Source organism: Ornithinibacillus gellani, assembly GCF_003730295.1.
GTDB classification, from domain to species: Bacteria; Bacillota; Bacilli; order Bacillales; family Amphibacillaceae; genus Ornithinibacillus_A; species Ornithinibacillus_A gellani.
The window spans coordinates 106,578-132,727 of the sequence record NZ_QTSZ01000037.1; the positions used below are offsets into that span (position 1 = coordinate 106,578).

At 37.1% G+C, this 26,150-nt stretch carries 26 protein-coding genes; 2 read left to right on the forward strand and 24 right to left on the reverse strand.

Going from position 1 to position 26,150, the window contains the following annotated elements; genetic code table 11:
- Positions 1–126: 126 nt before the first annotated feature.
- The 6 genes from rpsA to prsW form a co-directional block, all read right to left on the reverse strand.
- The gene (gene rpsA, locus DX933_RS10890; protein WP_123316463.1) at positions 127–1,257 is read right to left on the reverse strand and encodes a 30S ribosomal protein S1; all 1,131 of its coding nucleotides are present in this window, start codon (positions 1,255–1,257) and stop codon (positions 127–129) included.
- A gap of 193 nt (positions 1,258–1,450) precedes the next feature.
- A complete protein-coding gene (gene cmk, locus DX933_RS10895) occupies positions 1,451–2,131 on the reverse strand; it encodes a (d)CMP kinase (protein ID WP_123316732.1) in 681 nt (226 codons plus the stop codon).
- Positions 2,132–2,307: 176 nt separating this feature from the next.
- On the reverse strand, positions 2,308–2,967 hold the full coding sequence (locus DX933_RS10900; protein WP_123316464.1) for a flagellar brake protein: 660 nt from the start codon (positions 2,965–2,967) through the stop codon (positions 2,308–2,310).
- A 128-nt stretch (positions 2,968–3,095) separates the two neighbouring features.
- The gene (gene ypeB / locus DX933_RS10905) at positions 3,096–4,457 is read right to left on the reverse strand and encodes a germination protein YpeB (protein WP_123316465.1); all 1,362 of its coding nucleotides are present in this window, start codon (positions 4,455–4,457) and stop codon (positions 3,096–3,098) included.
- Between the two features lie 15 nt (positions 4,458–4,472).
- Entirely contained in the window at positions 4,473–5,261 is a 789-nt protein-coding gene (sleB, locus tag DX933_RS10910) for a spore cortex-lytic enzyme (RefSeq protein ID WP_123316466.1), read from the reverse strand.
- Between the two features lie 176 nt (positions 5,262–5,437).
- Positions 5,438–6,109, reverse strand: coding sequence for a glutamic-type intramembrane protease PrsW (gene prsW / locus DX933_RS10915; protein WP_123316467.1), 672 nt, complete (start codon positions 6,107–6,109; stop codon positions 5,438–5,440).
- A gap of 89 nt (positions 6,110–6,198) precedes the next feature.
- On the opposite strand from prsW, the gene DX933_RS10920 reads away from it, so the two are divergent.
- A complete protein-coding gene (locus tag DX933_RS10920; RefSeq protein WP_123316468.1) occupies positions 6,199–7,173 on the forward strand; it encodes an asparaginase in 975 nt (324 codons plus the stop codon).
- Between the two features lie 620 nt (positions 7,174–7,793).
- Here DX933_RS10920 and DX933_RS10925 read toward each other — a convergent pair.
- The 8 genes from DX933_RS10925 to DX933_RS10960 all read right to left on the reverse strand — a co-directional run bounded on the left by DX933_RS10925 (position 7,794) and on the right by DX933_RS10960 (position 15,632).
- Positions 7,794–8,774, reverse strand: a complete 981-nt coding sequence (locus DX933_RS10925) for a YpdA family putative bacillithiol disulfide reductase (RefSeq protein WP_123316469.1) — start codon at positions 8,772–8,774, stop codon at positions 7,794–7,796.
- Between the two features lie 135 nt (positions 8,775–8,909).
- Positions 8,910–10,142 (reverse strand): Glu/Leu/Phe/Val dehydrogenase, encoded by a 1,233-nt coding sequence (locus DX933_RS10930; protein ID WP_397316481.1) that lies wholly within the window; start codon positions 10,140–10,142, stop codon positions 8,910–8,912.
- Positions 10,143–10,446: 304 nt separating this feature from the next.
- The gene (locus tag DX933_RS10935) at positions 10,447–11,022 is read right to left on the reverse strand and encodes a genetic competence negative regulator (protein ID WP_123316471.1); all 576 of its coding nucleotides are present in this window, start codon (positions 11,020–11,022) and stop codon (positions 10,447–10,449) included.
- A gap of 101 nt (positions 11,023–11,123) precedes the next feature.
- The gene (locus tag DX933_RS10940) at positions 11,124–11,933 is read right to left on the reverse strand and encodes a metallophosphoesterase (RefSeq protein ID WP_190279494.1); all 810 of its coding nucleotides are present in this window, start codon (positions 11,931–11,933) and stop codon (positions 11,124–11,126) included.
- Positions 11,934–12,113: 180 nt separating this feature from the next.
- Positions 12,114–12,437 (reverse strand): hypothetical protein, encoded by a 324-nt coding sequence (locus DX933_RS10945; RefSeq protein ID WP_123316473.1) that lies wholly within the window; start codon positions 12,435–12,437, stop codon positions 12,114–12,116.
- On the reverse strand, positions 12,430–13,017 hold the full coding sequence (locus DX933_RS10950) for a CPBP family intramembrane glutamic endopeptidase (protein WP_123316474.1): 588 nt from the start codon (positions 13,015–13,017) through the stop codon (positions 12,430–12,432). The genes DX933_RS10945 and DX933_RS10950 overlap by 8 nt, the downstream gene beginning before the upstream one ends.
- A complete protein-coding gene (locus DX933_RS10955) occupies positions 13,004–14,557 on the reverse strand; it encodes a RecQ family ATP-dependent DNA helicase (protein ID WP_123316475.1) in 1,554 nt (517 codons plus the stop codon). The genes DX933_RS10950 and DX933_RS10955 overlap by 14 nt, the downstream gene beginning before the upstream one ends.
- Positions 14,532–15,632, reverse strand: a complete 1,101-nt coding sequence (locus DX933_RS10960) for a helix-turn-helix domain-containing protein (RefSeq protein ID WP_190279495.1) — start codon at positions 15,630–15,632, stop codon at positions 14,532–14,534. Before DX933_RS10960 ends, DX933_RS10955 begins: the two co-directional genes overlap by 26 nt.
- 170 nt (positions 15,633–15,802) lie before the next feature.
- Between DX933_RS10960 and DX933_RS10965 the strand changes: the two genes are divergently transcribed.
- Positions 15,803–16,057 (forward strand): ferredoxin, encoded by a 255-nt coding sequence (locus DX933_RS10965; protein WP_397316390.1) that lies wholly within the window; start codon positions 15,803–15,805, stop codon positions 16,055–16,057.
- Positions 16,058–16,097: 40 nt separating this feature from the next.
- Here the strand turns inward: DX933_RS10965 and DX933_RS10970 are convergent, their stop codons facing one another.
- The 10 genes from DX933_RS10970 to DX933_RS11015 all read right to left on the reverse strand — a co-directional run bounded on the left by DX933_RS10970 (position 16,098) and on the right by DX933_RS11015 (position 26,012).
- On the reverse strand, positions 16,098–17,855 hold the full coding sequence (locus DX933_RS10970; RefSeq protein ID WP_123316478.1) for an ATP-binding protein: 1,758 nt from the start codon (positions 17,853–17,855) through the stop codon (positions 16,098–16,100).
- On the reverse strand, positions 17,855–18,571 hold the full coding sequence (locus tag DX933_RS10975) for a response regulator transcription factor (protein WP_123316479.1): 717 nt from the start codon (positions 18,569–18,571) through the stop codon (positions 17,855–17,857). Before DX933_RS10975 ends, DX933_RS10970 begins: the two co-directional genes overlap by 1 nt.
- Before the next feature lie 126 nt (positions 18,572–18,697).
- Positions 18,698–19,888: a c-type cytochrome biogenesis protein CcsB gene (gene ccsB / locus DX933_RS10980; protein ID WP_123316480.1), complete on the reverse strand. Its 1,191-nt coding sequence runs from the start codon at positions 19,886–19,888 to the stop codon at positions 18,698–18,700.
- Between the two features lie 26 nt (positions 19,889–19,914).
- Complete coding sequence (resB, locus tag DX933_RS10985) at positions 19,915–21,555, reverse strand: cytochrome c biogenesis protein ResB (protein ID WP_123316481.1); 1,641 nt, start codon at positions 21,553–21,555, stop codon at positions 19,915–19,917.
- Positions 21,556–21,588: 33 nt separating this feature from the next.
- Positions 21,589–22,161, reverse strand: coding sequence for a thiol-disulfide oxidoreductase ResA (gene resA / locus DX933_RS10990; protein WP_123316482.1), 573 nt, complete (start codon positions 22,159–22,161; stop codon positions 21,589–21,591).
- A 51-nt stretch (positions 22,162–22,212) separates the two neighbouring features.
- The gene (locus DX933_RS10995; protein WP_123316483.1) at positions 22,213–22,950 is read right to left on the reverse strand and encodes a pseudouridine synthase; all 738 of its coding nucleotides are present in this window, start codon (positions 22,948–22,950) and stop codon (positions 22,213–22,215) included.
- 269 nt (positions 22,951–23,219) lie between these two features.
- Positions 23,220–23,750, reverse strand: a complete 531-nt coding sequence (locus DX933_RS11000; RefSeq protein ID WP_123316484.1) for a spore maturation protein — start codon at positions 23,748–23,750, stop codon at positions 23,220–23,222.
- Position 23,751: 1 nt separating this feature from the next.
- Positions 23,752–24,339, reverse strand: coding sequence for a nucleoside recognition domain-containing protein (locus tag DX933_RS11005; RefSeq protein ID WP_123316485.1), 588 nt, complete (start codon positions 24,337–24,339; stop codon positions 23,752–23,754).
- Positions 24,327–25,271 (reverse strand): D-alanyl-D-alanine carboxypeptidase family protein, encoded by a 945-nt coding sequence (locus DX933_RS11010; protein ID WP_123316486.1) that lies wholly within the window; start codon positions 25,269–25,271, stop codon positions 24,327–24,329. The genes DX933_RS11005 and DX933_RS11010 overlap by 13 nt, the downstream gene beginning before the upstream one ends.
- A 138-nt stretch (positions 25,272–25,409) precedes the next feature.
- On the reverse strand, positions 25,410–26,012 hold the full coding sequence (locus tag DX933_RS11015) for a DedA family protein (protein WP_123316487.1): 603 nt from the start codon (positions 26,010–26,012) through the stop codon (positions 25,410–25,412).
- Positions 26,013–26,150: the final 138 nt, after the last annotated feature.

Sequence of the window (26,150 nt, forward strand, 5' to 3'; positions counted from 1 at the left end):
AGTATATGATCCGATTCATTTCAACCTGAGAACATATTAAGAAAAACAAACAGCACCATTATTAGCGTAAACAAAAAAGGTCCCTCCCAAACATTGGGAAGGACAAAATCCTTAAGAGTTGGATTATTATTTGTATTTATTCAATTTATCTCCAATGATGTCGCCGAATTGAAAACTAGACTGATCGTCGTCTTTTTCGTATTTTCTATAGTCTTCTGCTTCCTGCTCTTGTTCAATTTCTTTGATGCTCAGTGACATACGTTCCTCTTCTTCATTAATATCAAGCACCTTGACATCGATTTCTTGACCAACCTCTAATACTTCTTGTGGCGTGCCAATATGACGGTTTGCAATTTGAGATATATGAACAAGCCCCTCCACACCAGGTGCTACTTCAACGAATGCACCAAAGTTTACAAGACGTTTAACCGTTCCTTGTACAACTTGTCCTTTTGAAATTTTATCAGAAATATTGGACCAAGGTCCAGGTAGAAGTGTTTTACGTGATAAAGAAATTCGCTCATTATCACGGTCTACAGATAATACCTCTACTTTAATAACATCTCCTTCTGATACAACATCAGAAGCTTTTTCTACATGTTCATGTGCTAATTGTGAAATGTGAACCAATCCGTCAATGCCGCCTAAATCAACAAATGCACCAAAGCTTGTTAGACGTTGGACCTTACCTTCTAATACTTGGCCATCTTCAAGGGAGTGAAGTAATTCGTTCTTTTTCGCTGCAGCTTCTTCTTCTGCTACTGCGCGGTGAGAAAGAATGACGCGATTTTGTTCCCTATTGAAGTCGACAATTTTAACTGCTAGAGTTTGACCCTGATAGTCAGAGAAATCTTCTACAAAATAGGTTTCAACTAAGGATGCTGGGATAAATCCACGGACCCCAACGTCTGCAACTAGTCCACCTTTTACAATTTCTTTAATTTTTGTTTCAAATACTTCACCTTGATTAAATTTTTCTTCAAGATCTTCCCAGGCGGCCTCAGCATCTACTGCCTTTTTGGAAAGAACTACTTCATCATCGTCGATTTTTTTAATTTTTAATGTGATGGAATCTCCTACGCTGACTACATCTCCAGGTACTTCTACATGAAGGCTTGAAAGTTCACCAATTGGGACAATGCCTTCCGTTTTATAACCGATGTCCACTAGAACGTGGTTGTCTTCTAACTTTACCACTTCTCCAGTAACCATATCGTCTACCTTTAAATCCGGAAATTCATTATTCACTTCACTCATTGCCTTTTCCTCCTTAATATGCAGTTACCTCATTTTAATCAAATGAATGGTGGATTCATTCATTTTTGTATGTGATAGCGTTTTAAAAACAGCTTTCTTGTTATAACTTCTAATAATTCGATATATTTGTCAAGTAAAGAAGATTATGATTTATTAACCGTTCTGATTTATTCATCATGCACTTTAGTAACGATCACCGTTGAATACATTCCTTTGCTCGGTTAAGAATTTCTGTTGCCACTTGGTCAATCGTCATAGAGGTTGTATCTAATTCAATTGCATCGTCTGCTTTCACAAGTGGTGCAGAGGAACGATTCGAATCAATGCGATCTCGTGCTTCAATCTCCTTTTTTAATTCTTCTAAATCCGACGCAAAACCCTTCTCCAGGTTTTCTTTATGCCGCCGTAGAGCACGTTCTTCCACTGATGCGATTAAAAATATTTTCAGTTCCGCTTGGGGTAAAACATGCGTGCCTATATCCCGGCCGTCCATGACAACGCCATGTGATACCGCCAAATCCTGCTGCCGTTTAACCATGATTTCTCTCACTGGCGGGTGCTTAGCCACATAAGACACACTGTTTGTCACATCATGCGACCTAATTTCAAGGGTAACATCTTGCTGGTCCATTTCCACACGTTGACCATCTTCCGTTTGTTTTAATCCAATTTCTGTATGACGCAATAATTCAGTTAATGCAGCTTCGTCTTCCAAATCAATTGAATGCTGCAGTGCTTTTAAAGTAAGTGCACGATACATGGCTCCCGTATCAATGTAGAGATATGAAAGCTTGTTTGCAACGATTTTAGCAACTGTGCTTTTACCTGCAGCTGCAGGACCATCGATTGCAATGGCGATTGTATTTCTGTTCATCAACACTGACCTTTCCTTTCATTGGACATTTAGTGCGGTAAACCATTTAAAAAACTTGGCATCCGCCAAGTTCAATTGACTTCCTACTATAAATAATACCATACGTTGCTAGAAAATGGACTACGTTTTGTGATTCGAAATATAATTTTTGTCTGATTTGTAACAGCAATCCTATCTCAGGTGTTGCCCATTTCCTTTCGCCTTGCATCACGCTGCTTTTGAAAGCAGTAGCGAATAATTCGTTGTTTATCCTGTCTATGTATCGCAGTAAATTTAATGGATGCTAATGGGACGGATTGTTCATAGCTACGAACATGCTCACCCTTAGCGTAAATATAATGTGGGTTAGCTCCATCCATCGGAATAACGAGACAGATATCCAAAGCATCTTTATGAGGAATTTCATTATCTTCAGGTACGATCAATGACAATCCTCCTGCACTAATATCCGCAGTAACGGTGCTAAATGGCGCGAAATTTCCTCCAATCGAATGAACAGCAACGTCTACAGCGGTTTCAATTCTAACATATTGCCTGCGTTGGATTCGTTCAATTTCCTCTGGTGCAGGCATCATCAATGCCAATGCTGGTATGGGTAGATTTGCTTTACCTGCAATATAAGTTTTAAATTGATAAATACTTTGATCTTTATCGATATACGTAACAATAAATCTAGCGTGACGTGGAAAATAATTTGTTCTTTTACTTAACTCATCAAAAGGATAATCGATAAAGATGTATTGCTCATTTTTTTCAATTATTTTGGAACGAAAGGTTTGTTTATCATAGGGATGAGCTAGTAAAGTTTCCAGTTGCAGGGATGCACCGATTTGCATAGACTTCACTCCTTGTTAATGGGTAAAAAGGCTTAATTATTATTTTTAATCATGCTTTATCCCTATTATTGCAGAAAAATGAAAATAAGGAAAGGCTTTTTACCTTCCCTTATGACTAAATGGTTGTTTTATCCAATTAATCGAGTTAATATACCGGTGTATGCGACATTGGCTGCGCTCTTGCTAACTTTTTCAACTTTTTCCTCTCTGCCATCCATTGCATTAATAAAAATTCGGTAGGTATCATTTCCCATCGTACCTAGAAATTCATATGTTAATACTTCTTCACCTAAATCATTATCTATAATGGACAGATATTCTTCATGAATGGTAACATTTGGATTAACCATGTCTTTTGCTTCATCTGATGAAAGCTCTGGATTAGGGATATCACGTTTTGTATGATTCATGAAGAAGTTTCTAGATGCCATTCCTAATATTTCGCCATCATCTAATGCAACCTTGATTTCAATGGCATCTGAATAAACTCTTACTCCATCCTGATGGTGAAGGAAAGAATAAACACCAATCGTATCATATTGGGAGCTGCGAAATAATTTCATATCTGTAAAGTTATGCTTCTTTATATAATCTTCTGCTTTAACCAATCCCTCATGTAGGCTTAGCTCTTGTTTACCAATTTCCCTTGAAACTAATAAGGATAATGGATGTCCCCCTTGTTCTGTAACATCAACATAAGCAGTTTTATTATCATCTTCGTAGGATATAGTATAGGTTGGAACATCTGCTCCTTTTCCACTTTTTACGACTTGTAATTGGCTTGTGTTTTTATTTAGCAAAGATTTACCGAGCTTTAAAGCCTCTTGTTTAGAAATTTTCTTTTCATCTAAATTTTTAAAGCTATGGGTTTGTGAAACAGTACCAAGTACGTTCGACTTTTCGTTTGCTTCTGCATATCCTTCTACCTTCTTTTCCACTGTTTTGAATCCATCGATAATCGTATTATCCATTTGTTCATCAGCCGTCGCTAAAGCTAATTGTACATCCATCCAACGTAAATTATTTTCCAGTACATTTTTCTGTACTTGTCTAAGCTCCGACTTTATTTCTCCAGACTGTTTATATAAATTCTGTAAAGACTTTAATTCTTGATCGGATAGTGGTTCTTGATCTAAATCTCGTACAGCAGTTCGATAGGTGAAATTTCCAATGTTAGATAAAAATTCTTCCGTTTTATTGAATGGTAAAAGGGTTAAAGGAAGCTGTCCGACATTAGACATAGCCTCCGAGGTGAGTCGCCAAATTTCAACTAATTGTGGTGAAATTCTATCCTTGGTATTCATCGCTAGCGTTGTCCCTATTTTATCGTGAAGCATATCCATATGGTAAGAAAGCTCATGAAAGGAGCGCTGGTATGTGTTCTCTGCTTGAATGAGTATTGCATTCTTCTCCTGATGCTCTTTATATCCCCAAAATGCAGTACCAGCAATTGCTAGTGACAGTATGGAGATTAGAATCCAGCGAAACATAAAATTACCGCCTTTCTATTTACAAAATATATGCTTGCCAATTTGTTTGATTTGAGGTCGAGTCCAAATCCATGCCGATGTTGCTGTATCTGGATTAAAATAGTAGGTAGCATTACCAGTAGGATCCCAACCATTAATTGCATCTAATACTGCTTTTTTTGATGTTTCATTGGGTGTTAAATATATCTGACCATCTGCAACTGCTGTAAATGCTCTTGGTTCAAAAATAACACCTGCAATTGTATTTGGGAAAGTTGGGCTGTTTACCCGATTTAGAATAACAGCAGCTACAGCCACTTGTCCTTCATATGGTTCCCCTCGTGCTTCCCCATGAACGGCATTTGCCATTAGATCAATGTCATTCTGGGAATAACCCTGTGGGGTTTGGTTAATGGAAGTTGTATTACCTGTATTGCCTTTTTCAGGTGCTTTATTTGACTGATTACTTCCTTGCGATTTTTCCTGCTCTGTTTGAACAGAATTACGATCAAATTTTGTTGCCTTTACTAATTTGTTCTTTGTCGTTTGGCCAGCAAGTCCATCTATTTCCAGACCGAATTCATATTGAAAGTTACGTAATGCCCAGTATGTTCTCCATCCAAAGATACCATCAATTGGACCAGTATAAAATCCGATATACTTTAATCTGGATTGCAGTTCAATAACATCTTCTCCAACCGCTCCATGTTGAATAACCTGTGGACTAAACGCATGTACGGTTTGTCTTTCTGTAGTCACTGTCGTTACTGCAATGCATAAGGTTATCATGAGTAGCAATATGATTGGATTTTTATGATCATTCATGCTTATTCCTCCCACTTTTGTCCTAAAGCTCCTGCTATCTATTTTTCGATAGATGTTATATTTTATACATGTAAGGGATGTTTATTTTGGAAGGAATCGCTTGAACTAAAATCGGCATCCGAAATTAGCAGTTTATATGCTGCCATTTAGGATGCCGCTAAAGATACATAGATCATTTATGCTTGTTTTTTCATGGTCTGTTTTTGATAGGAACTGGATTTATTTGCTGATCGTACACGCTGTAGCCCAAATATCCAAAGTACAATCATGAATGGGATCAGTATAAAGAGCCAATCGGTTTCTACCGCTTTTAAAATATAATTATAGGAACCATGTAATAAAAATGGGATTAGAAATGCAAGTAAAAAGTTTCTTTTCTGATATGCTGGCTGCATTTTTGCCTTACCAAAATGGTACCCCATGATGACACCAAACAAAGCATGGGAGGAAACCGGGAAGATAGCTCTAGTAAATGCATAGCCAATGCCATTGACAAACAAATATAAAATATTTTCGACTGTAGCAAAACCAAGACTGATAGAAACAGCATAAACTATTCCATCGTAATGTGCGTCAAATTCTGTATGATGATAAATGACATAAATAAATACAAACCATTTAAAAAATTCTTCGGTAAATGCGATAATAAAGAAGGATTGGATAAAGTGTTGATCCACCCCTTCTGTTGTAAATGTATATTGAATAAACATGATTGGAAAAACGAGCAGTGCACCAATAATGAATGTACGAATAATTAAAGGAATTGGCTCTGAAATCCTGTCCTTTAAATAGAAAAAGGACAAGAGTGCTAGTGCAGGTGCTATTCCAGCTGAGAATATGGCAAACATATCTGCAAACCTCTTTCTGAGTCTATTATACTAATCGTACCATGCAATAGAGGTAATGAAAATAAAAATAATAATGGTAGGTGTTTTGGATGAAAAAAATCGCAATTATTCATACAGGTGGTACTATTTCTATGGTTGAAAATAAGCAGACAGGTGTCGTCCAGCAAACAACAGAAGATCATCCACTTCACGCAAGTACGCCTTTACTAGGTAAATATGCTGATGTAGATGAATATAACGTATTCTCCCTTCCTTCTCCCCAAATTACTCCAAAGCATATGCTTGAATTAGCAAAGCTGGTGGAAGCTAAATTGGATGATTATGATGGATTTGTCATTACGCATGGCACGGATACATTGGAGGAGACGGCATATTTTTTAGATCTTGTTTTAGAGACAAATAAGCCAGTGGTTATTACTGGGGCAATGCGGTCTAGTAATGAAATTGGTTCGGATGCACTATACAATTTAATAAGTTCTGTTCGAACAGCTATCAATGCGGAATCTAGGGAAAAAGGTGTACTTGTTGTGATGAATGATGAAGTGCATACGGCAAGTAATGTCACCAAAACAGCAACGAGCAATATTGCAACGTTTCAAAGCCCGCAATATGGCCCAATCGGTTTGCTTACGAAGGATTCAGTTATTTATAAGCATCATCCAATCCGATCATCTACACTTCGAGTAGAAGAAATGAATAAAAATGTTATACTTTTAAAGGCTTTTGCCGGTATGGATTTAACTTTTATGCAGGCAATGAAGAATTTACAACCTGATGGTTTGGTTATTGAAGGATTTGGGCAAGGGAATTTACCAAAGCAAATTTTACCTGCTATCCAGGACATGCTATTAGAGAAAATTCCAATTGTACTTGTTTCTAGATGTTATCAGGGAATTGTTCAGCCTACTTATGCCTATGCGGGTGGTGGCAAACAGCTAAGGGATATGGGTGTGATTTTCACCAATGGATTAACGGGCCCAAAAGCACGTTTAAAGCTGTTAACAGTTTTGGAAACGACCAGTAATATGAATGAAATAAAATACTTATTTGAAAAAACCTATTAAGTTTTGACTCTTCTCCGCTCTGACATGCAGACAAAATATCGTCTAGAAAGAAATACAGTGAAACACAATAACAGGAGTTGAGACAAAACTAATTCTATCCAATCATCAAGCGAACCATTCATAAGTAGAATACCTCGCTCCAGGAATATACTTTGCTTACAGTACTACGGGTACGAGCGCAAGCGCAGCCCCAGGACGTCGCGATTTTCTGGTTCGCTTTGCGGGGTCTTATATGGCTCTTTGTTCCCACAGGACAGGGTTGCTGCAGTGATGTATCGAACGCAGAAAAAGCGCATTGCATTTTCAATTGGTCCAGGTATATTCCCGGAGCTGATTCAGTCGTTTATTCGTCTTTTTAACTGATATTTTGAGTTATGACCCAGCTCCCTTCTATTTTTTTGGAGCAATTTCGCGGTCCATCAATCTACCGCACCGGCCCCAGCTAATAAAGAAAGAAATTCACCATAAAAAAGGTCATGTTTTTCTTTTCGTAAGAAACATGACCTTTTTATTCATAATAAGAGACTCGTCTTCCTAAGAATAGCGGAGCAAGCTCATCCGTTGATGATCTAACCCTGTTTTATATATCATTCAGTACCCCATTATTTACTCATAGATGGTTATTTCATTTTATTTAGAATATCGTTGGCAATTACTTCTCCGTGAAATCTGCCATTCTCAATAAAAATCTCATTGTTATTATAACCAGCGGCAATGACGCCAGCTATATATAAATTAGTCAAGTTGGTCTCATAAGTAGCTTCATTAAATGTGGGTTTTCCTGTATTTGAATCATATGTTATTCCAATATTTGATAAAAATTTGATATCAGGCTTATATCCAGTCATGGCGAACACAAAATCATTATCTACTTCATGTGTCTTCCCATTCACCTGATAAATCACTTTGTCGGCTGTAATTTCAGTTGGATGTGCTTGAAATGCCATATGAATGAGATCTTTCTTAACAAGCGCGTCAAAATCAGGAAGAATCCATGGTTTGATACTTGGTGAATAATCATTTCCACGATAAAGAACTGTAATATTTGCACCTGCTTTATAAAGCTCAAGTGCTGCATCTACTGCAGAATTTTTACCACCTATGATAGTAACGTTTTTCCGATAATACGCATGTGCCTCTTTGAAATAATGCATGACTTTAGGCAATTCTTCACCCGGTATATCCATATAATTTGGCTGATCATAGTAACCTGTAGCCAAAATAACATATGTTGCTTGATATTGTTTTTGCTGCCCATCTCCTGTAATAACCTTTAATTGGTATCCAGTGCTTGTCTGAATGACTTCATTTACCAATTCAAAGGAATGGACCCGTATATCACTTCTTTGAGCAACTGCACGATAATAAGCTAAGGCTTCATTACGAACGGGTTTTTGTCTTTCCGAAATAAACGGATAAGAGCCAATTTCTAGTTTCTCACTTGAGCTAAAAAACGTTTGATGAGTAGGAAAATTGTAAATCGTATTTACGATATTTCCTTTTTCAATAATTAATGGATTGATACCTTGTTTTTGCAGTTCCATTGCGCAGGACATCCCACAAGGTCCTGCTCCAACAATAATTACATTTTCTTCTTGCATGATGACGCACTTCCTTCTAATCTAGTGGTACAATATGTGTATTAGAATGAAAAAACTCCTATCGATATACATAGATAAGAGTTTTTTCTTTATCAAATCGACGTCCCAACAACATATATTGGGAAAATACTATGATTAAATCCAGCCACGGAAGCGGGATGCTTCAGCCATTTTTCTAACACCGACCATATAAGCGGCTAAGCGCATGTCAACCCGGCGTGTCTCCGCAGTATTATAGATTGTATTAAATGCCTTAATCATAGATGCATGTAATTTTTCATCAATTTCCTCTTCAGTCCAATAATATCCTTGATTATTTTGTACCCATTCAAAATAGGAAACCGTTACTCCACCTGCAGATGCTAAAACATCCGGTACGAGTAAGATACCTCTGTCAGTCAATATCTTTGTTGCTTCCATTGTTGTAGGTCCATTCGCAGCCTCAACAACTATATTTGCTTTTATTTGATGCGCATTTTCTGCAGTAATTTGATTCTCTACAGCAGCAGGAACCAAAATATCACAATCTAGCTCTAGTAATTCTTTATTGGTAATTGTATTATCAAATAGTTTGGTAACTGTCCCGAAGCTATCACGGCGATCCAGTAAATAATCGATATCTAATCCATTTGGATCATGTAATGCACCGTATGCATCTGAAATACCTACCACTTTAGCACCGGCATCATGTAAGAATTTGGATAGGAAACTACCAGCATTTCCAAAGCCTTGGATGACTACCCTTGCACCTTTCACGTCGATGCCACGTTTTTTGGCTGCTTCATTAATGACAATGGTTACACCTTTTGCTGTTGCAGACTCTCTACCATGGGAACCGCCAAGAACAATAGGTTTACCCGTAATGAATCCTGGACTATTGAATTCATCTATTCGGCTATATTCATCCATCATCCATGCCATAATCTGGGAGTTGGTAAACACATCTGGCGCAGGTATATCTTTTGTTGGTCCTACAACCTGGCTAATTGCGCGAACATAGCCGCGACTTAAGCCTTCCAGCTCTCTGAATGACATCTCCCGAGGATCGCAAATGATACCACCTTTACCTCCACCATATGGTAAATCAACAATCCCTGCCTTTAGACTCATCCAAATAGCAAGTGCGTTCACTTCCACTTCTGTAACATCTGGATGAAAACGAACCCCACCTTTAGTCGGACCTACCGCATCATTGTGTTGTGCGCGATAACCAGTGAATACTTTGATGGATCCATCGTCCATTCGAACTGGAATTCTAACCTTCAACATACGGATAGAATCCTTTAGTAATTCATACACTTCATCAGGATAACCCAGCCTTTCTAAGGCGGTTTTTACAACAGCTCTTGTCGATGTTAATACATCCATTTTTTGATTTTCCCCTTTTGTTGAATCTGCTGCTTTGTCGGCTCCCATGAATTTACCTCCTAGAGTATCTGATTAAATGATTTTATAATAGCTTTGCTCAGTGATTAGTATACACCTTCATAATAAATATGCAATATAATAAGTTAATCTTTTTGAGATTTCATCACGGTTTGAAAACGCTTCCTTGTTTGTGATTATATCCGATAATAATTGCATATTATTTATGGCAAAAGCTTCCAATGTTCTCCAAATTTAGTATGTTTAACCTATTATAAGACTGAACAGCCATTTTTTTGATGTATTTCTAAAAAAATGAATTAATTTGTTTGACCGCATTCGCGTCCATAATGACTTTACCATATTCTTTCAAACGATGAGAAGTTATGATACTTGGCGAACCATATTCAGACATGACTGCAATAATGTCATCCTTATTTTTTGAAGGGAAATCCGCTTCCTCCAGGAGCATATAGTAGCGTTCATCCATATGGTATACACTACCACCTTGTAATTGCATTGTTTCTAAACATGCGGCGACTTGGATAACATATTCAAAATCATGAAATGAGAACATTAGCTCTTTACTTTCGTCTAATGTAACCTTCATTTCAATGTAATCCTCTTCTACATCCAATTCATCTAGCTTTTGGGTGACCGTTACATGCATTCCCTGTGCTTGCATCAAATGAACTTGAACAATTAATTTCCCTTCTAATTCAAAACCGAGTTCATCACTTGCTTCATACATCATATCGCTGAATAGATTTTGGATACCATTTACATCATACCATAGGTCTTCCTTGGTAAAGCCACGGTCAACCAGGTCATCAAAGGTTAAGAAAATAGTAAATTGATCTTTGGATAACCGTTCTATACGCATATAGCATCCCCCCTAATCATACCTGTCAATAATTAACACCTTACTTACATTCCAATACATCTACAAGCTAATTGCTTAGCTTAGCATATTATATGCGAGATTTATATTTGTTGAACGTCATTTAACCTAGGTTGGGCTTGATTCGTTAGCGTTAATAAATGGCATTCGGCTTTTGTTCCTAGTCGAAATGGTAATAAAGTGTATCCATATCCTTCACTAATAAATACGGTGGAGGTGCCAACATGCTTTAAACCACCATTTGTATAATAGCCTAACGGACCAAAACGAATTTGACCACCATGCGTATGACCGCCTAGTACCAAATTCACCTTACTCATTCTGGTTGAATCAAGTGTATCCAAGATAGTTGGATTATGGGTAATAAGGATAGAATAGTCCTCCATCATGTTAGGAGCAGCTAGATCTAGTCTCGCTTCACGATATTCACTACAGTCCAACCCAACGAATTGAATTGTTTCATTTTGTCGTTCAATTATATCGTTTGAATTGGCCAATATGTGAATGGATTCTTTTTCCAATAAATCTTGAAGGACTAAATAATCAGATTCATAATCATTATTTCCCCAAACAAAATATATCGGAGCTTGCCATTGTTTAAGCAATTGAAGATTGGCTTTTGTTCTGGAAAATGGCACGCCTTTTTCTCTTAAATCACCGCCAATAATGACAAGGTCCACCTGCATACTACTTAATTTATTCATTGTTTTGATGTTTAAGCTGCGTCGATGGATATCAGAAATAAAAAAGATGGTTAATCCGTTAAACGCCTCTGGCAACAAAGGATCCCGAATTGTTCGTACGTCAATTACATCGTGATGAGCAATATAGAACATATAGAAAGCAAAACCCATTAAACATAACGCGGTCAATCCTATTGCCATCAGATACATGCGTTTATTCCTCCTGTATATGTAAGAATAAGTCATCAAGCCTTTTAGTCATGCCTTCACATATTAGCGCAATCAGAAGAAATAATACATGTATCACATAAGTATTAATAGCTGTTTTCTAATATGCCCTGTCAAGGATGGGCTATGCAAATAGATGACATTCCATACATGGAATGAATTTTAATTCATTTGGTTTAATATATTTAAAATCTCATCTCCGTAAAAATAAAACAAACCAGCAGTGAATCCAATCACTAATAACAGTACGATAATCAATCGAAACAGCGGTCGATTAAAAGTCATTCGTGCTTTACTATTATTATTACCATGAACCTCTCTTCTTGGCGGTAAGTTAAGAATATCAATTTCCCTTGAATAGGTAGGTTCAGTTTCTTCCTTTATTTGTTCCGATTCTTTTTCATCATTTGCTGATTGCTGTACTTCATCCAATAATTTGCGTAGCTCGTCCGCTTGATCCGGACTTTTATCTTTATCTTCAACCAACGTTCACTACACCTCTCTTTGTATAACGTATCCAAAGACCCAATAAAAAATCAATTGTAAAGTGAGTAGTTATTGTAACAACTAAATTATTTGTTAACAAAAATAAATAACCGATATAAAAACTAACGAATAGTACTGAAATAAGCAATACCGGCTTTCGTAAATATCTAAAGTGCACCAATGCAAAAATCGTGCTTGCGGTCATATAACCAAAAGTGGTTTGCAGGACACCTCTGAACAATAATTCCTCTGATATAGCGATAAGTAATGTAATCCAAAAGATTCCACCTATGGAAAGGTCAGTGAAAATTTTTTCATTTAACCCACCATCATCCTGATACTTTTTCGGTACAAATGTCATCAGAATGAAATCAATCCCTACAATAATCAATCCAGGCAATACTCCATAATAAAATATTTCTGATGGAATAAGCTTTATATATTTCAACCAGTTTGTCATGGAATCAAATATAAATATGCTTGCCGCCATCGCCACAACAATAAAAATAAGTTGCGTATATACGAGCGATTGACGCAATTGCTTTGGAGATAATTGTTGAATAAGTTCACTTTGTTTCATATTCTGCTCCGATTAACAATTTGCTGCGTAAAGATTCTTCCCAGCTGTCGTAGAAAATTTTTTCTATGCTATTGATGGATGGATTCCATTTATTCAACTCGAATCCGCAGTTACTACAACACTGACCAGTTGGCTGCTTATAGGTGGGTTGAAAAACAGAATAAAGTGTTTGACGTAGACAGACTGTTTCATTCACCCATTGAAGCATTGATTGTAATTTATTTTCTTTTAATTGTATGCGCTCTTGGATAAAGGATTGAATTTGACGATAAGCATCTGTCCAAGTTTCATGGTGAAACAGAATCGCATTATTTACTATAATATCATGTTTTTCCAGCTGATAGTAAAAAAACCGCCATTGCACTTCATTCATTTGAAAAATGGTTTCAATTTCTTCTGATGAATGAGGGATACTTATTCCTTGTTCAGCATAATTCTTTAAGATTTGAAATGCAGCCGATACGACCTGCTCAGAGGGAAGTTCTTGTTGAATGATTCTTCTAGGCAGTATTTCATCGGCTTTAGAATATAAGATAAGACTTACACTATCCTGTCCATCTCTCCCCGCTCTGCCAGCTTCTTGGATATATGCTTCCATCTGATAAGGAAAATGATAATGTATGACAAGTCTTATATTACTTTTATCAATTCCCATCCCGAAGGCACTTGTACAACAAACAATGTCAATTTGGTCATTCATAAATTGTTGTTGGATGGAGATACGATCCACTTGATCCATACCGCCATGATAATAAGCAATACGGCGGTGTGGAAACTGATTCAGCAAACGGGAGGCTACTTCTTCCGTCATCATCCTACTAGTAAAATATATCAAGGTAGGAACAGGTCGAGCAGACAAGTAAGAAGCGATAACCTGATTTTTATCGTCTTCTTTTTCGACATGTTGAATGGAAATAGCAATGTTTTCTCGATCCATGGGATAAATATGCTTTTGAATATCGGGACGGTTTAAAGACGTTAGGATATCCCGCTGTACATAATTGGTAGCTGTTGCAGTCAGTGCTAGAACCACTGGATTGTCCAATGCTGTGATAATCGGTCCCAATCGTTGATAATCTGGTCGGAATTCATGACCCCATTGTGAGATGCAATGTGCCTCATCAATCACAAATAGATCGATGTTTATTTGTAATAACCTATTAATAAAAGATTGACTTTGCAGTTGTTCTGGAGAAACGAAAATAAGTTTGTATGTATCTAATCGCTCTATAATAGCCTTTCTTGTTGGGAAATCCATAAAACTATTGATGGCAACAGCTGCTTTAAATTGTTTGGCTTTCAATCGCTTTACTTGATCCATCATAAGGGAAATTAATGGCGAAACAACAAGCACTTTACCTTGTAAGATTCTAGCGGGAAGTTCGTAGCATAAGGATTTTCCCGAACCAGTTGGTAAAATACCAAGCACATCCTGCCCGCGTAAAATATCCGAAATAATTTCTTTTTGACCAATCCGAAAAGACGTTAGTCCCATCTCCTGTTGCAAAACAGCTTCAAGTGAAATCGGTTGTTTTGTCATGAACCTCCCTCCTTTCATCTGATTTGGATAAATGAATTCGAGTTAAGCTTAATCGAATTTGAAAATAGCTTATTTGATGATCAACCGCTTTTTTAATCGTTTTTAGCTTTAAAGATTTGCATGTATGAACTGCAGATTCAATGGCTTGAAATTCATGTTCACTAACATATGGTTTGATTGAAAAATCGGAATCTATTAGGGCCATTTCAACAATATGATCATAAATCGTATTCTGCTTTAACTTCCGTCGTTCCGCTATTTCCTCAATCGTCATCCCGAGTTGCATCATTGCATTGGTTTTTTCTGCAGAGGCAGTAATAAAGGACGTTTCCATTGAGCAGTATTGCAGCAACTGTGAAAGAATAGGTAGTTTATTTTGCTTCACTTCTGTGATAAAAAGATGTACTACAGCCACTAAAAATAGTTGTACATCTTCCTTACTCAAATCATAAGCGATGGCGAGCTGGCTGATGCTTAATCCATAATCCTTATAGCCGGTTAATCGATCTACAAATAGTTTAGCAGCTAATGGATTCGTTTTTCGTAATACATGATGAAGTTCATCATACAATCCTTCGAGCATTTTAGCATCAGATATTTTTTTATGGACACGATAGATAGCTTTGATAGATTGAGTTACATCCCGGTTATCAATCAAAGGTATAAAGGAAAAATGTTGTTTATAACTATTTGTATAAGTCTGAATGAGAAGCAGGATTCCCTGATAAAATTCATTGTCCATCTTTGAATAAGAAAATCCATTATAATCATCAAATGGTAAACCTGCTTGATGATGTATCAACCAATCTTTTCCAAATGGTGAAAGCAAATATGAATGATCAGCCTGTTTGGATCGAATTAGATATCCTTCTGTTGTTAAATCATCCATTCGGTCCGTAAATATCTTTTTATCCAAACCAGGATATATACCATAAAAGCGTTCTAATTCAAATAACCGTGCGTCATGTACGGTTTGGATTCCTTTTTTTCCCGTTAACAAATGGTAAATAGCAGAACTACTACGTGTGTCTTTAATTACTTCTGTACATGTTAAGATAATACCATTGAATAACAATCCATCCCCCTCCATTCGTAAATCCGAAGTTATATGATTATATTGAAAAGATTTTTAGTTGAAAAGAATACGTTATCGTAATACTATTAAATTATAAACGTTAATGTTTTGGTTTGCACGATTGCACCTGCTTCATCATGCTTTTGTGCATAGGATGTGAGGTATTTATTGTGGCAGACTTATTTGTTATTGTAGATAAGGATACATGTATTGCCTGTGGTGCATGTGGGGCAAATGCTCCCGATGTATTTGATTATGATGAGGAAGGTCTTTCCTACGTTCTGTTAGATGAAAATGGAGGCATTAAATCTGTTCCAACGGAGTTAGAAGATGATGTTCTTGATGCTTACGAAGGTTGTCCAAGTGATTCTATTAAAGTATCAAGTCAACCATTTTATGGGAATCCCTTTCAACATGAAGAATGAGACAGAAGCTGCTTATAATTAAAGCAACCTCTGTCCTTTTTTATTTAGGGATTCTAAAAGTAAAAGTAGTTCCTTTATTTACGAGACTTTTTACCGTTATGGTGCCATTATGTGCATCAATGATATTTTTTACGATGGCAAGGCCAAGACCCGTTCCCTTTTTCTTCTCTTTTCTTGTTCTGGATTTATCCGCTTTATAAAAACGTTCAAAGACAAATGGTAAATCTTCTTCTGGGATACCACTGCCACTATCCTGAATGGATACTTGAAATGCATCTTCGTTATTTTCTACATGAATATGCACCGTTCCATTCTCCCCTGTATGACGGAGTGCGTTATCAATTAGATTGGTAAATACTTGCTCAATTCGATCTGGATCGAAATCGGCTTCTGGAACACACATCTCTTTACTAAATTCAATGGTAATCAACTGATCTTTCGCAATTCCATTAAACTTTCGGATAATCCGGTCAATATATGATTCAATCAAAACTGTCTCCTGATGTAATTGAATATGACCTGCTTCCATACGTGCTAAATCCAACAGCTCATTAACAAGTCTGCTCAATCTTAATGATTCTTCATATATGATTTGTGCCAGCTCGTTTTTCTCTTCTTTTGATTCGGCAATATCATCTACAATAGCTTCACTATATCCTTGCAGCATTGAAATAGGTGTACGTAATTCATGCGAAACATTGGCAATAAAGTCCTTGCGCAGCTTATCCAATCTTCTTTCTTCTGTCATGTCACGTATAACTGCAACAGCACCCCGGACATAGGATTGATCATACAATGGAGTCATTATCATGACCCAGCTTCTTCCTTGTAAATTGATTTCTTTTAATCGTTCACTTTCACTATGAACAACCTCTTGTAGAATTTCATTTAATTCATTTGGCAGCTTGCTATTGTTATCTGTAATCGGTACATTATTTTCATAATACCAATCTTCCAAAAATCGTTCAGCTGGTGGATTGGTAACAATCATTTCACCATTGCGATTTAGGGTGATAACACCGTCTGCCATCGAGCTTACAATACTTGATAGCTGTTCCTTCTCTTGTCTTAAAGCATTAATATGGAATTTCAGCTGCCTACCCATGCGATTAAATGCAATGGCCAATTCACCAATTTCATCATGCGTCAGAATCGGTACTTTCGTATTAAATTCCCCACGTGTCAAATCAAACGCGGCTTCTCGCATTTTAATCAATGGCGATGTAATTCGAGTAGAGAGAAAGAATGCGAATATCGTAGTTAGAATAATTGCAATTCCTGCTGCTAAAAAGATGATATGGGTTGTTTCCGCTTTTGTTTGATCGATGACTTCTAAGGATTGGTATACAAAAACAGCACCATGCTCAGAATTCGTTGGGGTACCAACAATCATTGCTTCCTTTTTTTCACTTGGCATCAAAAACTGCTTTTTTACTTCCGCTCGATCGGTAAATACCTTCCGTAAATCAGAATCACTTTCCAACCATTGGTCATCTAGTTTGGCAAGCTCATCATCACTCGTTTCAGAAACCCAAGAAGTTCCGTCATCAAAAATAATAATAATTCGACTAGCTGGATCTTTTACCCGTTCGGTTGTATCAATAATCAAATCCCGGTCTGTGTAACTTTCCACCATTACAGATACTTTTGTTGCGGTTTGTTGCATACCTTTTTCAGCTTCTTGAATATGGAAATTCTCAAAAAACTCGAGTAATAAAATCGTCAGGATTAATAAGACAAAAGAAACTAGCAATAAAATGGTTATTGCTAGCTTACCGACAACACTTCTCCAAAACATTAGACTGTTTCCACCTCAAATTTATAGCCTACGCCCCAGACTGTAACAATCATCTTTGCAGCTTCTTTTGAAGCGCTATTTAATTTCTCGCGAAGCCGCTTTACATGTGTATCCACTGTTCGTAGGTCTCCAAAGAATTCATATTGCCACACTTCTTTTAATAATTGTTCGCGATTAAATACTTTATCAGGTGTTTTCGCTAAAAAGCAAAGTAATTCATACTCTTTTGGTGTCAAATTAACTTCTTTTCCTTCAGCAGTAACACGATGAGCATCATGATCAATCGTTAGATGAGGAAATACGAGAATATTCTTAGCTTGTGTGTCTACTTCAGAATAGTTAGAAGCAGTAGCTCTTCTCAATAAGGCTTTCACGCGTAGAACAACTTCCCTTGGGCTAAACGGTTTTACTATATAATCATCTGTACCAACTTCAAATCCTTGCACGCGATTAGCTTCTTCACCTTTTGCTGTTAGCATAATCACTGGGGTGTTTTTTTCTTTTCGTAGCTCCTGACAGACCTCAATTCCATCCATTTCAGGCATCATGAGGTCAAGCAAAATAACATCATAGTTATTGGTTAAAGCGAGCTCTAAGGCATCGCTACCATTATCTGCTTCATCAACTACATAATCTTCGCGCTCCAAATACATACGAAGCAAGCGGCGAATGCGATCTTCATCATCTACAACAAGTAGTTTAATTTCTTCTGCCATGCGTATTCCCCTTTCAACATTCTATTCACTAGTATAAACGAAGCGACAAAAAAAGTATAAGAATAAAAACAAGACACCCGTAAGCAATACATAGAATGTCTTGTTTTTTGTATTTACATGGAAGGATTATGCATAGGAATGCAAACCGGCCAATATCAGATTTACGGCAATAAGGTTAAACATGATGATGGCAAAGCCACCTACCGCAAGCCATGCTGATTTTTCGCCATGCCAGCCTCTTGACAGACGTAAATGTAAGAAAGCTGCATAGAAGAACCAGGTTACGAGCGCCCATACCTCTTTTGGATCCCAGCCCCAGAATCGATCCCATGCTATCTGCGCCCAAATTGCGGCAAATATCAGTCCTCCAAGCGTAAATACCGGAAAGCCAATTGCTACAGAGCGATAGGTAATTTCATCTAGTAAATCAAGCTTGGATCGTTTTAGTAATGGCTGTAATGCCGCACCAAGACGTTTTCGCAAAATCAAACGTAGTAGTAAATAAATGATTGAACCTGTAATAAATGACCATATTATTGTATTTAGTTTTTTACCCGCATCTGCACCATGCATCCAAGCAGGTGCTTCAAATAACGGAGTCATTGCATCACTGGTCAATAGCTCACCATCTGTTGGTCCAGCAATAGGTGGAAGCGTATAAGTTGATGTTAGTGTTTTATTATCAACAGGATATTCAAATGTTGCTTCGTAATTCATTATACTAAAAGTCACTGAGATGACACTAAAGCCAACAAATAGAATTAATGAGTATAAAACAATTTCCAACCAAGTTGTACGTTTGCTGCGTACGGTTTGATCGATTTTCTTAATTAAATAAGCTAGTCCAGTTACAAAGCTAATAGCAAGTAATCCTTCACCAAGAGCTACTGTTGTTACATGAATATACAACCAATGGCTTTGAAGTGATGGAACAAGTGGTGAAATTTCTCTTGGAAACATACTTGCATAAGCAATCACAATAATCGCAACAGGTAGTGCGAATAAGCCAATAATAGATAAGCGATAAATAAAGTACAGTACAATAAATGCCAATACCATCGCCATTCCGAAAAATGTCATGAATTCAAACATATTACTCACTGGTGCATGTCCACTAGCAATCCATCTCGTAATGAAATAGACAATTTGTGCTAAAAAACCGATCAAGGTTAAGGTAATACCAATTTTACCGGACAAACTTTTTTTATTACCTTTTCCTTTATCTTTTATTGTTGCGCCAAAGAAAGCAGTCGCGATGATATATAAAACGAATGCAACATAGAGCATCGTACTGCTTAGGCCCAATAGGTCACCCATTAAAAAACCTCCCTGAATGGATCAAGTTATTCCTCTAATTCTTGTTGATCCACTACCATATTAATATTTGTTCCTTCAATTGCTTTTTCAATATCTTTTTTAACCCCAAACCAGTTCTTATTCGTATGTGCTGCAACAAGAAGGCCATCTCCCTTTGGATTTACCCAAATTCTTCGATGCTGCCAGTACATGCCTTGAATAACACCAATCATGAAAATTGCTGCTCCAAATATAAAGAATGGCAAGGTATAATCTCTTTTTACGGTTAAACCACTTACGTTATGCATGGAGAAATCCTGAATACTCACTTTATATTTATTTTCTCCAGTTGCATCAATGTTTTTTCCGATTCCGATAAAGCTTACCTCTGGTGTATCACTTTCTGGTGGATAAATTAATAATACAAATGCCGGATTACGCGGGTAATTCGTTTGGGATGCTGGTTCCCCGTCCTGAAAAACATAATCCGGGAAATATTCCTCCACTTTTACGCGGAATCCATTTTCAAGCTCATATTCAGCTTTTGGTTCTGTTAAAGATATCGAAAATTCATCCAGTTTTTGCTCATCAGCATCATCTGTCTCATGAATGATAAAAGACATACTTGTAAATTCATTTTCCTGATATCCTGCCTGATAAAGGGTATAGCCATCAAATTTCAATGGTTGGTTCATTCGAATGTCTGATTCAATTATCTTTTCTAAATCAGGCTCTGCCCCTGGGACATCTGCATTATTATCTTTATAAATAATAGCATCTGTTTGGAAATTACTTGGAATCATACCACCTTGCTTTTCGATGGCTGCTTTAAATTTCTCATCATCTGCATCATAGGTCTCTAAAGTGAATTTTTTATTTTCAATATAATATTCACCATGGGTTCCTGGAATAACAATTTGTTCTCCTTCTCGCACCCATACGTATTCATCCATAAATAATATGGGTGTGAAGCGTAGTAGTGCGGCGAGTAAGATAATGATAAGACCTATATGATTGACATATGGACCCCAACGGGAAAATCTTCCTTTTTCCGCTAAAATATACCCATCTTCATCTCTTACATTATAGCGTTGCTTTTTTAAGCGGTTTTTGACCTTTTCAATATCCTCTGGGCTGACTTGCTCCGTTTCACTAAATAAACGCTGTCTATTTAGAAATGTTTCATGTCGTTTTGCTTTTTGTATTTTCAATGCTTTGTATAATGGTACAAATCTATCGATACTACAAATAACGAGTGAAACACCAATCATGGCAACAAGCAGCATATACCACCATGATCCAAATAAATCATGGAACCCCAGCTGGTAGTATATCTTCCCTAGAATACCGTATCGATCCTCATAAAATATCGCGGGATCTCTTGAAATGGCATCACTTGGTATGTATTGTTGTTGTGGAAAAATAGTTCCCACGGCAGACGCGATTAATGTAATAACAATTAACCACACCCCGACCTTTACAGAGGAAAAGAAATTCCATGTTTTATCTATAATTGATTTATTATAGGTTTGAGAACGTCTTGCACTACCGTCATATCGCATATTTAAGAGTTTTTTCTTGTCATTTCCATCAATATGCTGATTCCCTTCGATTGGTTTTCCGCATGCCTCACAAAGGACAGTTCCTTCCGGGTTTACGTGACCGCATTCGCATTTTATTTTTTTCATAAGTAAATCCCTCACAATACTTCTAAATGGAATTTATTTCGGTTCGATTTTCTGAAGGTAATCTTCTAATTTTTCTAATGTAAGCGCTCCTTCTACCTTGTCTACAATTTTACCTTCTGGACTGATAAAAAAGGTACTTGGAATCGGTCCAATCTTGTATAACTCTCTGACACGGTCTGATTTGTCATGTGGTATTGGGAAGGTTAAACCATACTTTTCGATAAAATTATCAATGACCAATTGTGTTGCATCTAAGCTTACGGCAACAATTTCAATCCCTTTTTCTTTATATTCCGGATATAATTCTTGCATAAATGGCATTTCTTTTTCACATGGCTTACAGAATGTCGCCCAGAAATTTAGCATGACCCCTTTACCACGTAGTTCGCTAAGTCTGATGGTTTCAGTTTCATTGTTTTTGTTGACCTGTGTTAATTGAAAATCCGGTGCTTCATCTCCTACACCGTAGATGGATTTATCTTTTTGGAAATTCGACACAAGTGCAAAAATGACTGCTGCCAATAAAACTGCCAATATAATGGTTCTAAATATAAAACGATTGCGCTTTTTATTTTTTTTGTCTTTTCTTACCTGATCAAGGCTCACGTTTATCACTCCTTGTGCCATTATACCATCTATACACAGTGGTAAATTTGTCTAATGTTTAACAATTGATAGCGCAAGATTTCTCATCTGCTTCACTTCTTTTGGTGTAAGAGCGCGATATTGTCCAAGTGTAAGTCCATCAAGTGTTAGCAGACCGTATTTTAAACGTTTCAACCTTGAAACAGGATAACCCAACTGGTCCAACATTCGTCGAATATGCCTGTTCTTTCCTTCATTTAATGTAATCTCCAAGTGCATTTTGTTCTTCTTTTTGTCAATAGATTGGACACGATAGTTTGTTGCCTTTAATAAATCGCCTTGATGTTTGATTCCTTCAAGGATTGTTCGCAATTCTTTATTGCGTGGGATGCCGTCAATGGTTAATTCATAGACTTTATCAACTTCATGTCTCGGATGCATAAGCAAATTTGCGAATTCACCGTCATTTGTCATTAATAAAATGCCAGATGTCTCATAGTCAAGACGACCTATAGGAAAGATTCGTTCCTTCACTTCTGGTAAATAATCGGTAACTACGCTTCTCCCCTTATCATCAGAAACACTTGAAATAACGCCACGGGGTTTATAAAACAAGTAGTAAACAGGCGCTTCTTTTTCCAGTTCCACTCCATCTACCTCTATTACATCGTTAGGGGTTACCTTTGTTCCAAGTGTTTGCACAACCTTGTGGTTTACCTTAACTTTACCTTCCAATATAAGTGCTTCTGCTTTTCGGCGGGAAGTGACTCCGCTTTGAGCAATCACTTTTTGCAGTCTTTCCAATGTCATATTATCACCATGTTTTTCTGTAAATTTAATATCTAACGATTCAGGTTCATTATATCAATTAGCATGAGCAGTTCGACAAACATCATGTACAGCTATTATTCCCGATATGAGTATAACACAATCAAGATGTTTTTTAATCATTTAGGGTTTGGGAAATGATATCTGTAACATAAAAAAACCTCTACACATGTAGAGGTTGCTAAATGAGATAGTCACAGCGGTTCCTTTAGAGTTCTTAATCAAATTGAAAAAGCTTTTTATGTGGTTCATTAACCAAATACGAGGGTTACGATAATGATAGATGCCATAATTCCAATTAAATCTGCGAGCAACCCGACTTTTAATGCATATTTCATTCTCTTAATTCCGACTGCACCAAAGTATATGGTAAGAATGTATAATGTCGTATCCGTGCTCCCTTGCATAGTAGAAGCTAATCGCCCAATGAATGAATCTGGTCCATGTGAACCGACTAGCTCATTTGTCACCCCAAGTGCAGCTGTTCCCGAGATTGGTCTTACAAGTGCTAGGGGAATTATTTCTGGTGGGATACCAATCCATGCCAATATAGGAGAAAGTAATTGTGTGAAAGCCTCAAGTGCTCCTGAGCTACGTAAAATAGAGATAGACACGATCATTCCCACTAAAAATGGAAGCAATGAAAATGCCATCTGAATCCCCTCTTTACCTCCTTCTGTAAACAGTTCATAAGCAGGAAGTCTTTTCCAAAGGGCAGCTCCTAAGATGACAAGAAGCATACATGGAATAATCCACGTACTCATTTGGGAGATGGTTTCCATTTTACCCCCCCTTTTTTCGATGCTGATGATAGTAATATCGATCTAACAACAGCGCTCCTGTCGTGGAAATTGCAGTTGCCAAAATGGTAACAACAACAATTTCTGTTGGAAATACTGATTGATGTTGGATTCGGATTGCTATAACAGTAGTAGGAATTAAAGTTAGTCCCGAGGTGTTCAATGCTAAAAAAGTAATCATGGAACGTGATGCTTCATCAGAATTACTTCGTTTTTTCATTTGTTCCATAGCTTTTAGCCCCATTGGTGTTGCTGCATTTCCCAGTCCTAATAAATTAGCAGAAATAGATGAAACAATATAACCAATTGCTGGGTCATTTTTTGGTAAATCCGGAAATAGACGAACGACGATTGGCCGTAATAACTTGCCGAGTTTGTTTAATAATCCAGCCTTCTCAGCTATTTTCATAATTCCAAGCCAAAATACCAAAATGCTAATGAGTCCAATTGATAAAGTAACAGCTTCCTGGGCACTTTCAAGTATGGCTATATTGACTTCATTCATCGTACCATTCATCATCGCATATACAATTCCGACAATCGCCATTCCTGCCCAGATTAGATGGACCATGGCAAATCCACCCCAGTTATTTTTGACATAACCTCCAGTATGACTTCTCTCCATGTGTGAATTTGATTTTTTGAGTCCAACTGTGTATCTTTTGAAGGTGAAGCAGAGGTTTGTCCTTTTTCTTCTAAGGCTTGATCTTCTAATGTTTGAAATCCATATTCAAATAACTGGATATGATCATTCCAATCATCGGGAGCCCGCAGTGTTACCGCGATTAAATCCTTACCATCTACATGAGCAGTTGAAACAAGCGTACGACCAGATATTTTTGTAAAGCCTGTTTTTCCACCGGTACAATATTTATAATAGGAGGTTAATAGTTTATTTTTATTTAACCAGCTATAGGATCTCGTTTTAGCACGGTACATCTCGGTATTGGATACTTTTGAAAATACCTTATTTTGCATGGCATATTGCATTAATAATGCCATATCGTAAGCGGTTGAATAATGATTTTCTTCATCTAAGCCATGTGGATTCGCGAAGCTCGTGTTCGTCATTCCAAGCCATCGCGCTTTTTCATTCATTAAATAAACGAAGCCTTCTTCACTACCAGCAACATGTTCACTAATGGCAATTGCAGCATCATTGCCGGAACGAAGCATTAGCCCATAAATAAGATCTTCCAGTTTCATTTTCTCCCCTTGTTCTAAATAAATGGAAGACCCCTCTGTGTAGATGGCCTTTCTGCTTGTCGTCACCATATCATCCATTTTTCCAGATTCGATTGCCAAAATTGCGGTCATGATCTTCGTGATACTCGCAATCGGTCGTTTTTCATGGGCTGCTTTTTCATAGAGCACCCTTCCCGATTTCGCATCCAAAAGTACAGCTTGTTGGGCAGATACCGCTGGGGCAGCTTGTGGCTGAAGTGGTTGAGCGGCTATCACCAATAGACATATAAGAACAAAAGCAATGATGCGTTTGTGCATGAAGACTTCCTCCCGAAAAAAGTTTGTCCATACAGTTTATGCAGTTGAACAAACGTTATGCTTTTCGGTAAACACAAAAAATGCCCTTCCTGAAGAAAGGCGGTGGAAATTGGTTACTATTTTCATTAGAAGAAAAAATCATCTTTTTCTACGGATTAACCATACGATTAGAATCAATCCGAATATAAGGAGCAATACATAAATGATATTTGCGTAAATATCCATATACATTACAATCGTTTCCCAGGAACCAGCCAGTTTGGCACCTAAGCTTACGAGCACTATATTCCAAAGAAACGTGCCTAAGGTCGTAAACAATAAAAATACGATCACATTCATATGTGACATACCTGCGGGAATAGATATGATACTGCGGATTAATGGAATAAAACGACAGAAGAAAATCGTCCATGGACCAAACTTGTCAAACCAAGCGTTGGCTTGATGTAGATCTGATTTGGTCAATCGTAATATATGTCCCCATTTATCAACGATTATCTCCAATCGTCGAATATCCAGTTGTAGTCCCACAATATAAAGAATAATGGCACCAACGACTGAACCTAAGGTAGCAGCGATAACGACATACCATATTTTCGCATCAGTAAATGTTGTCATAAATCCACCAAATGTTAAAATAACCTCTGATGGTATAGGTGGAAATATATTTTCTATAGCAATGAGAAACATGATCCCCATATATCCATATGCATTCATAATTTCAATAAGCCAATGATCCATGCCTTTACTCCTTTGTATAAAAGCTTGTACCAATGATGTATATCATTAGGTTATGACATGGATTAAAAAAATATCTCGATTTGTTTATAATTCTTATACCGGTGAATATGGAGTGACTAGAATACAATTATTAAGAAT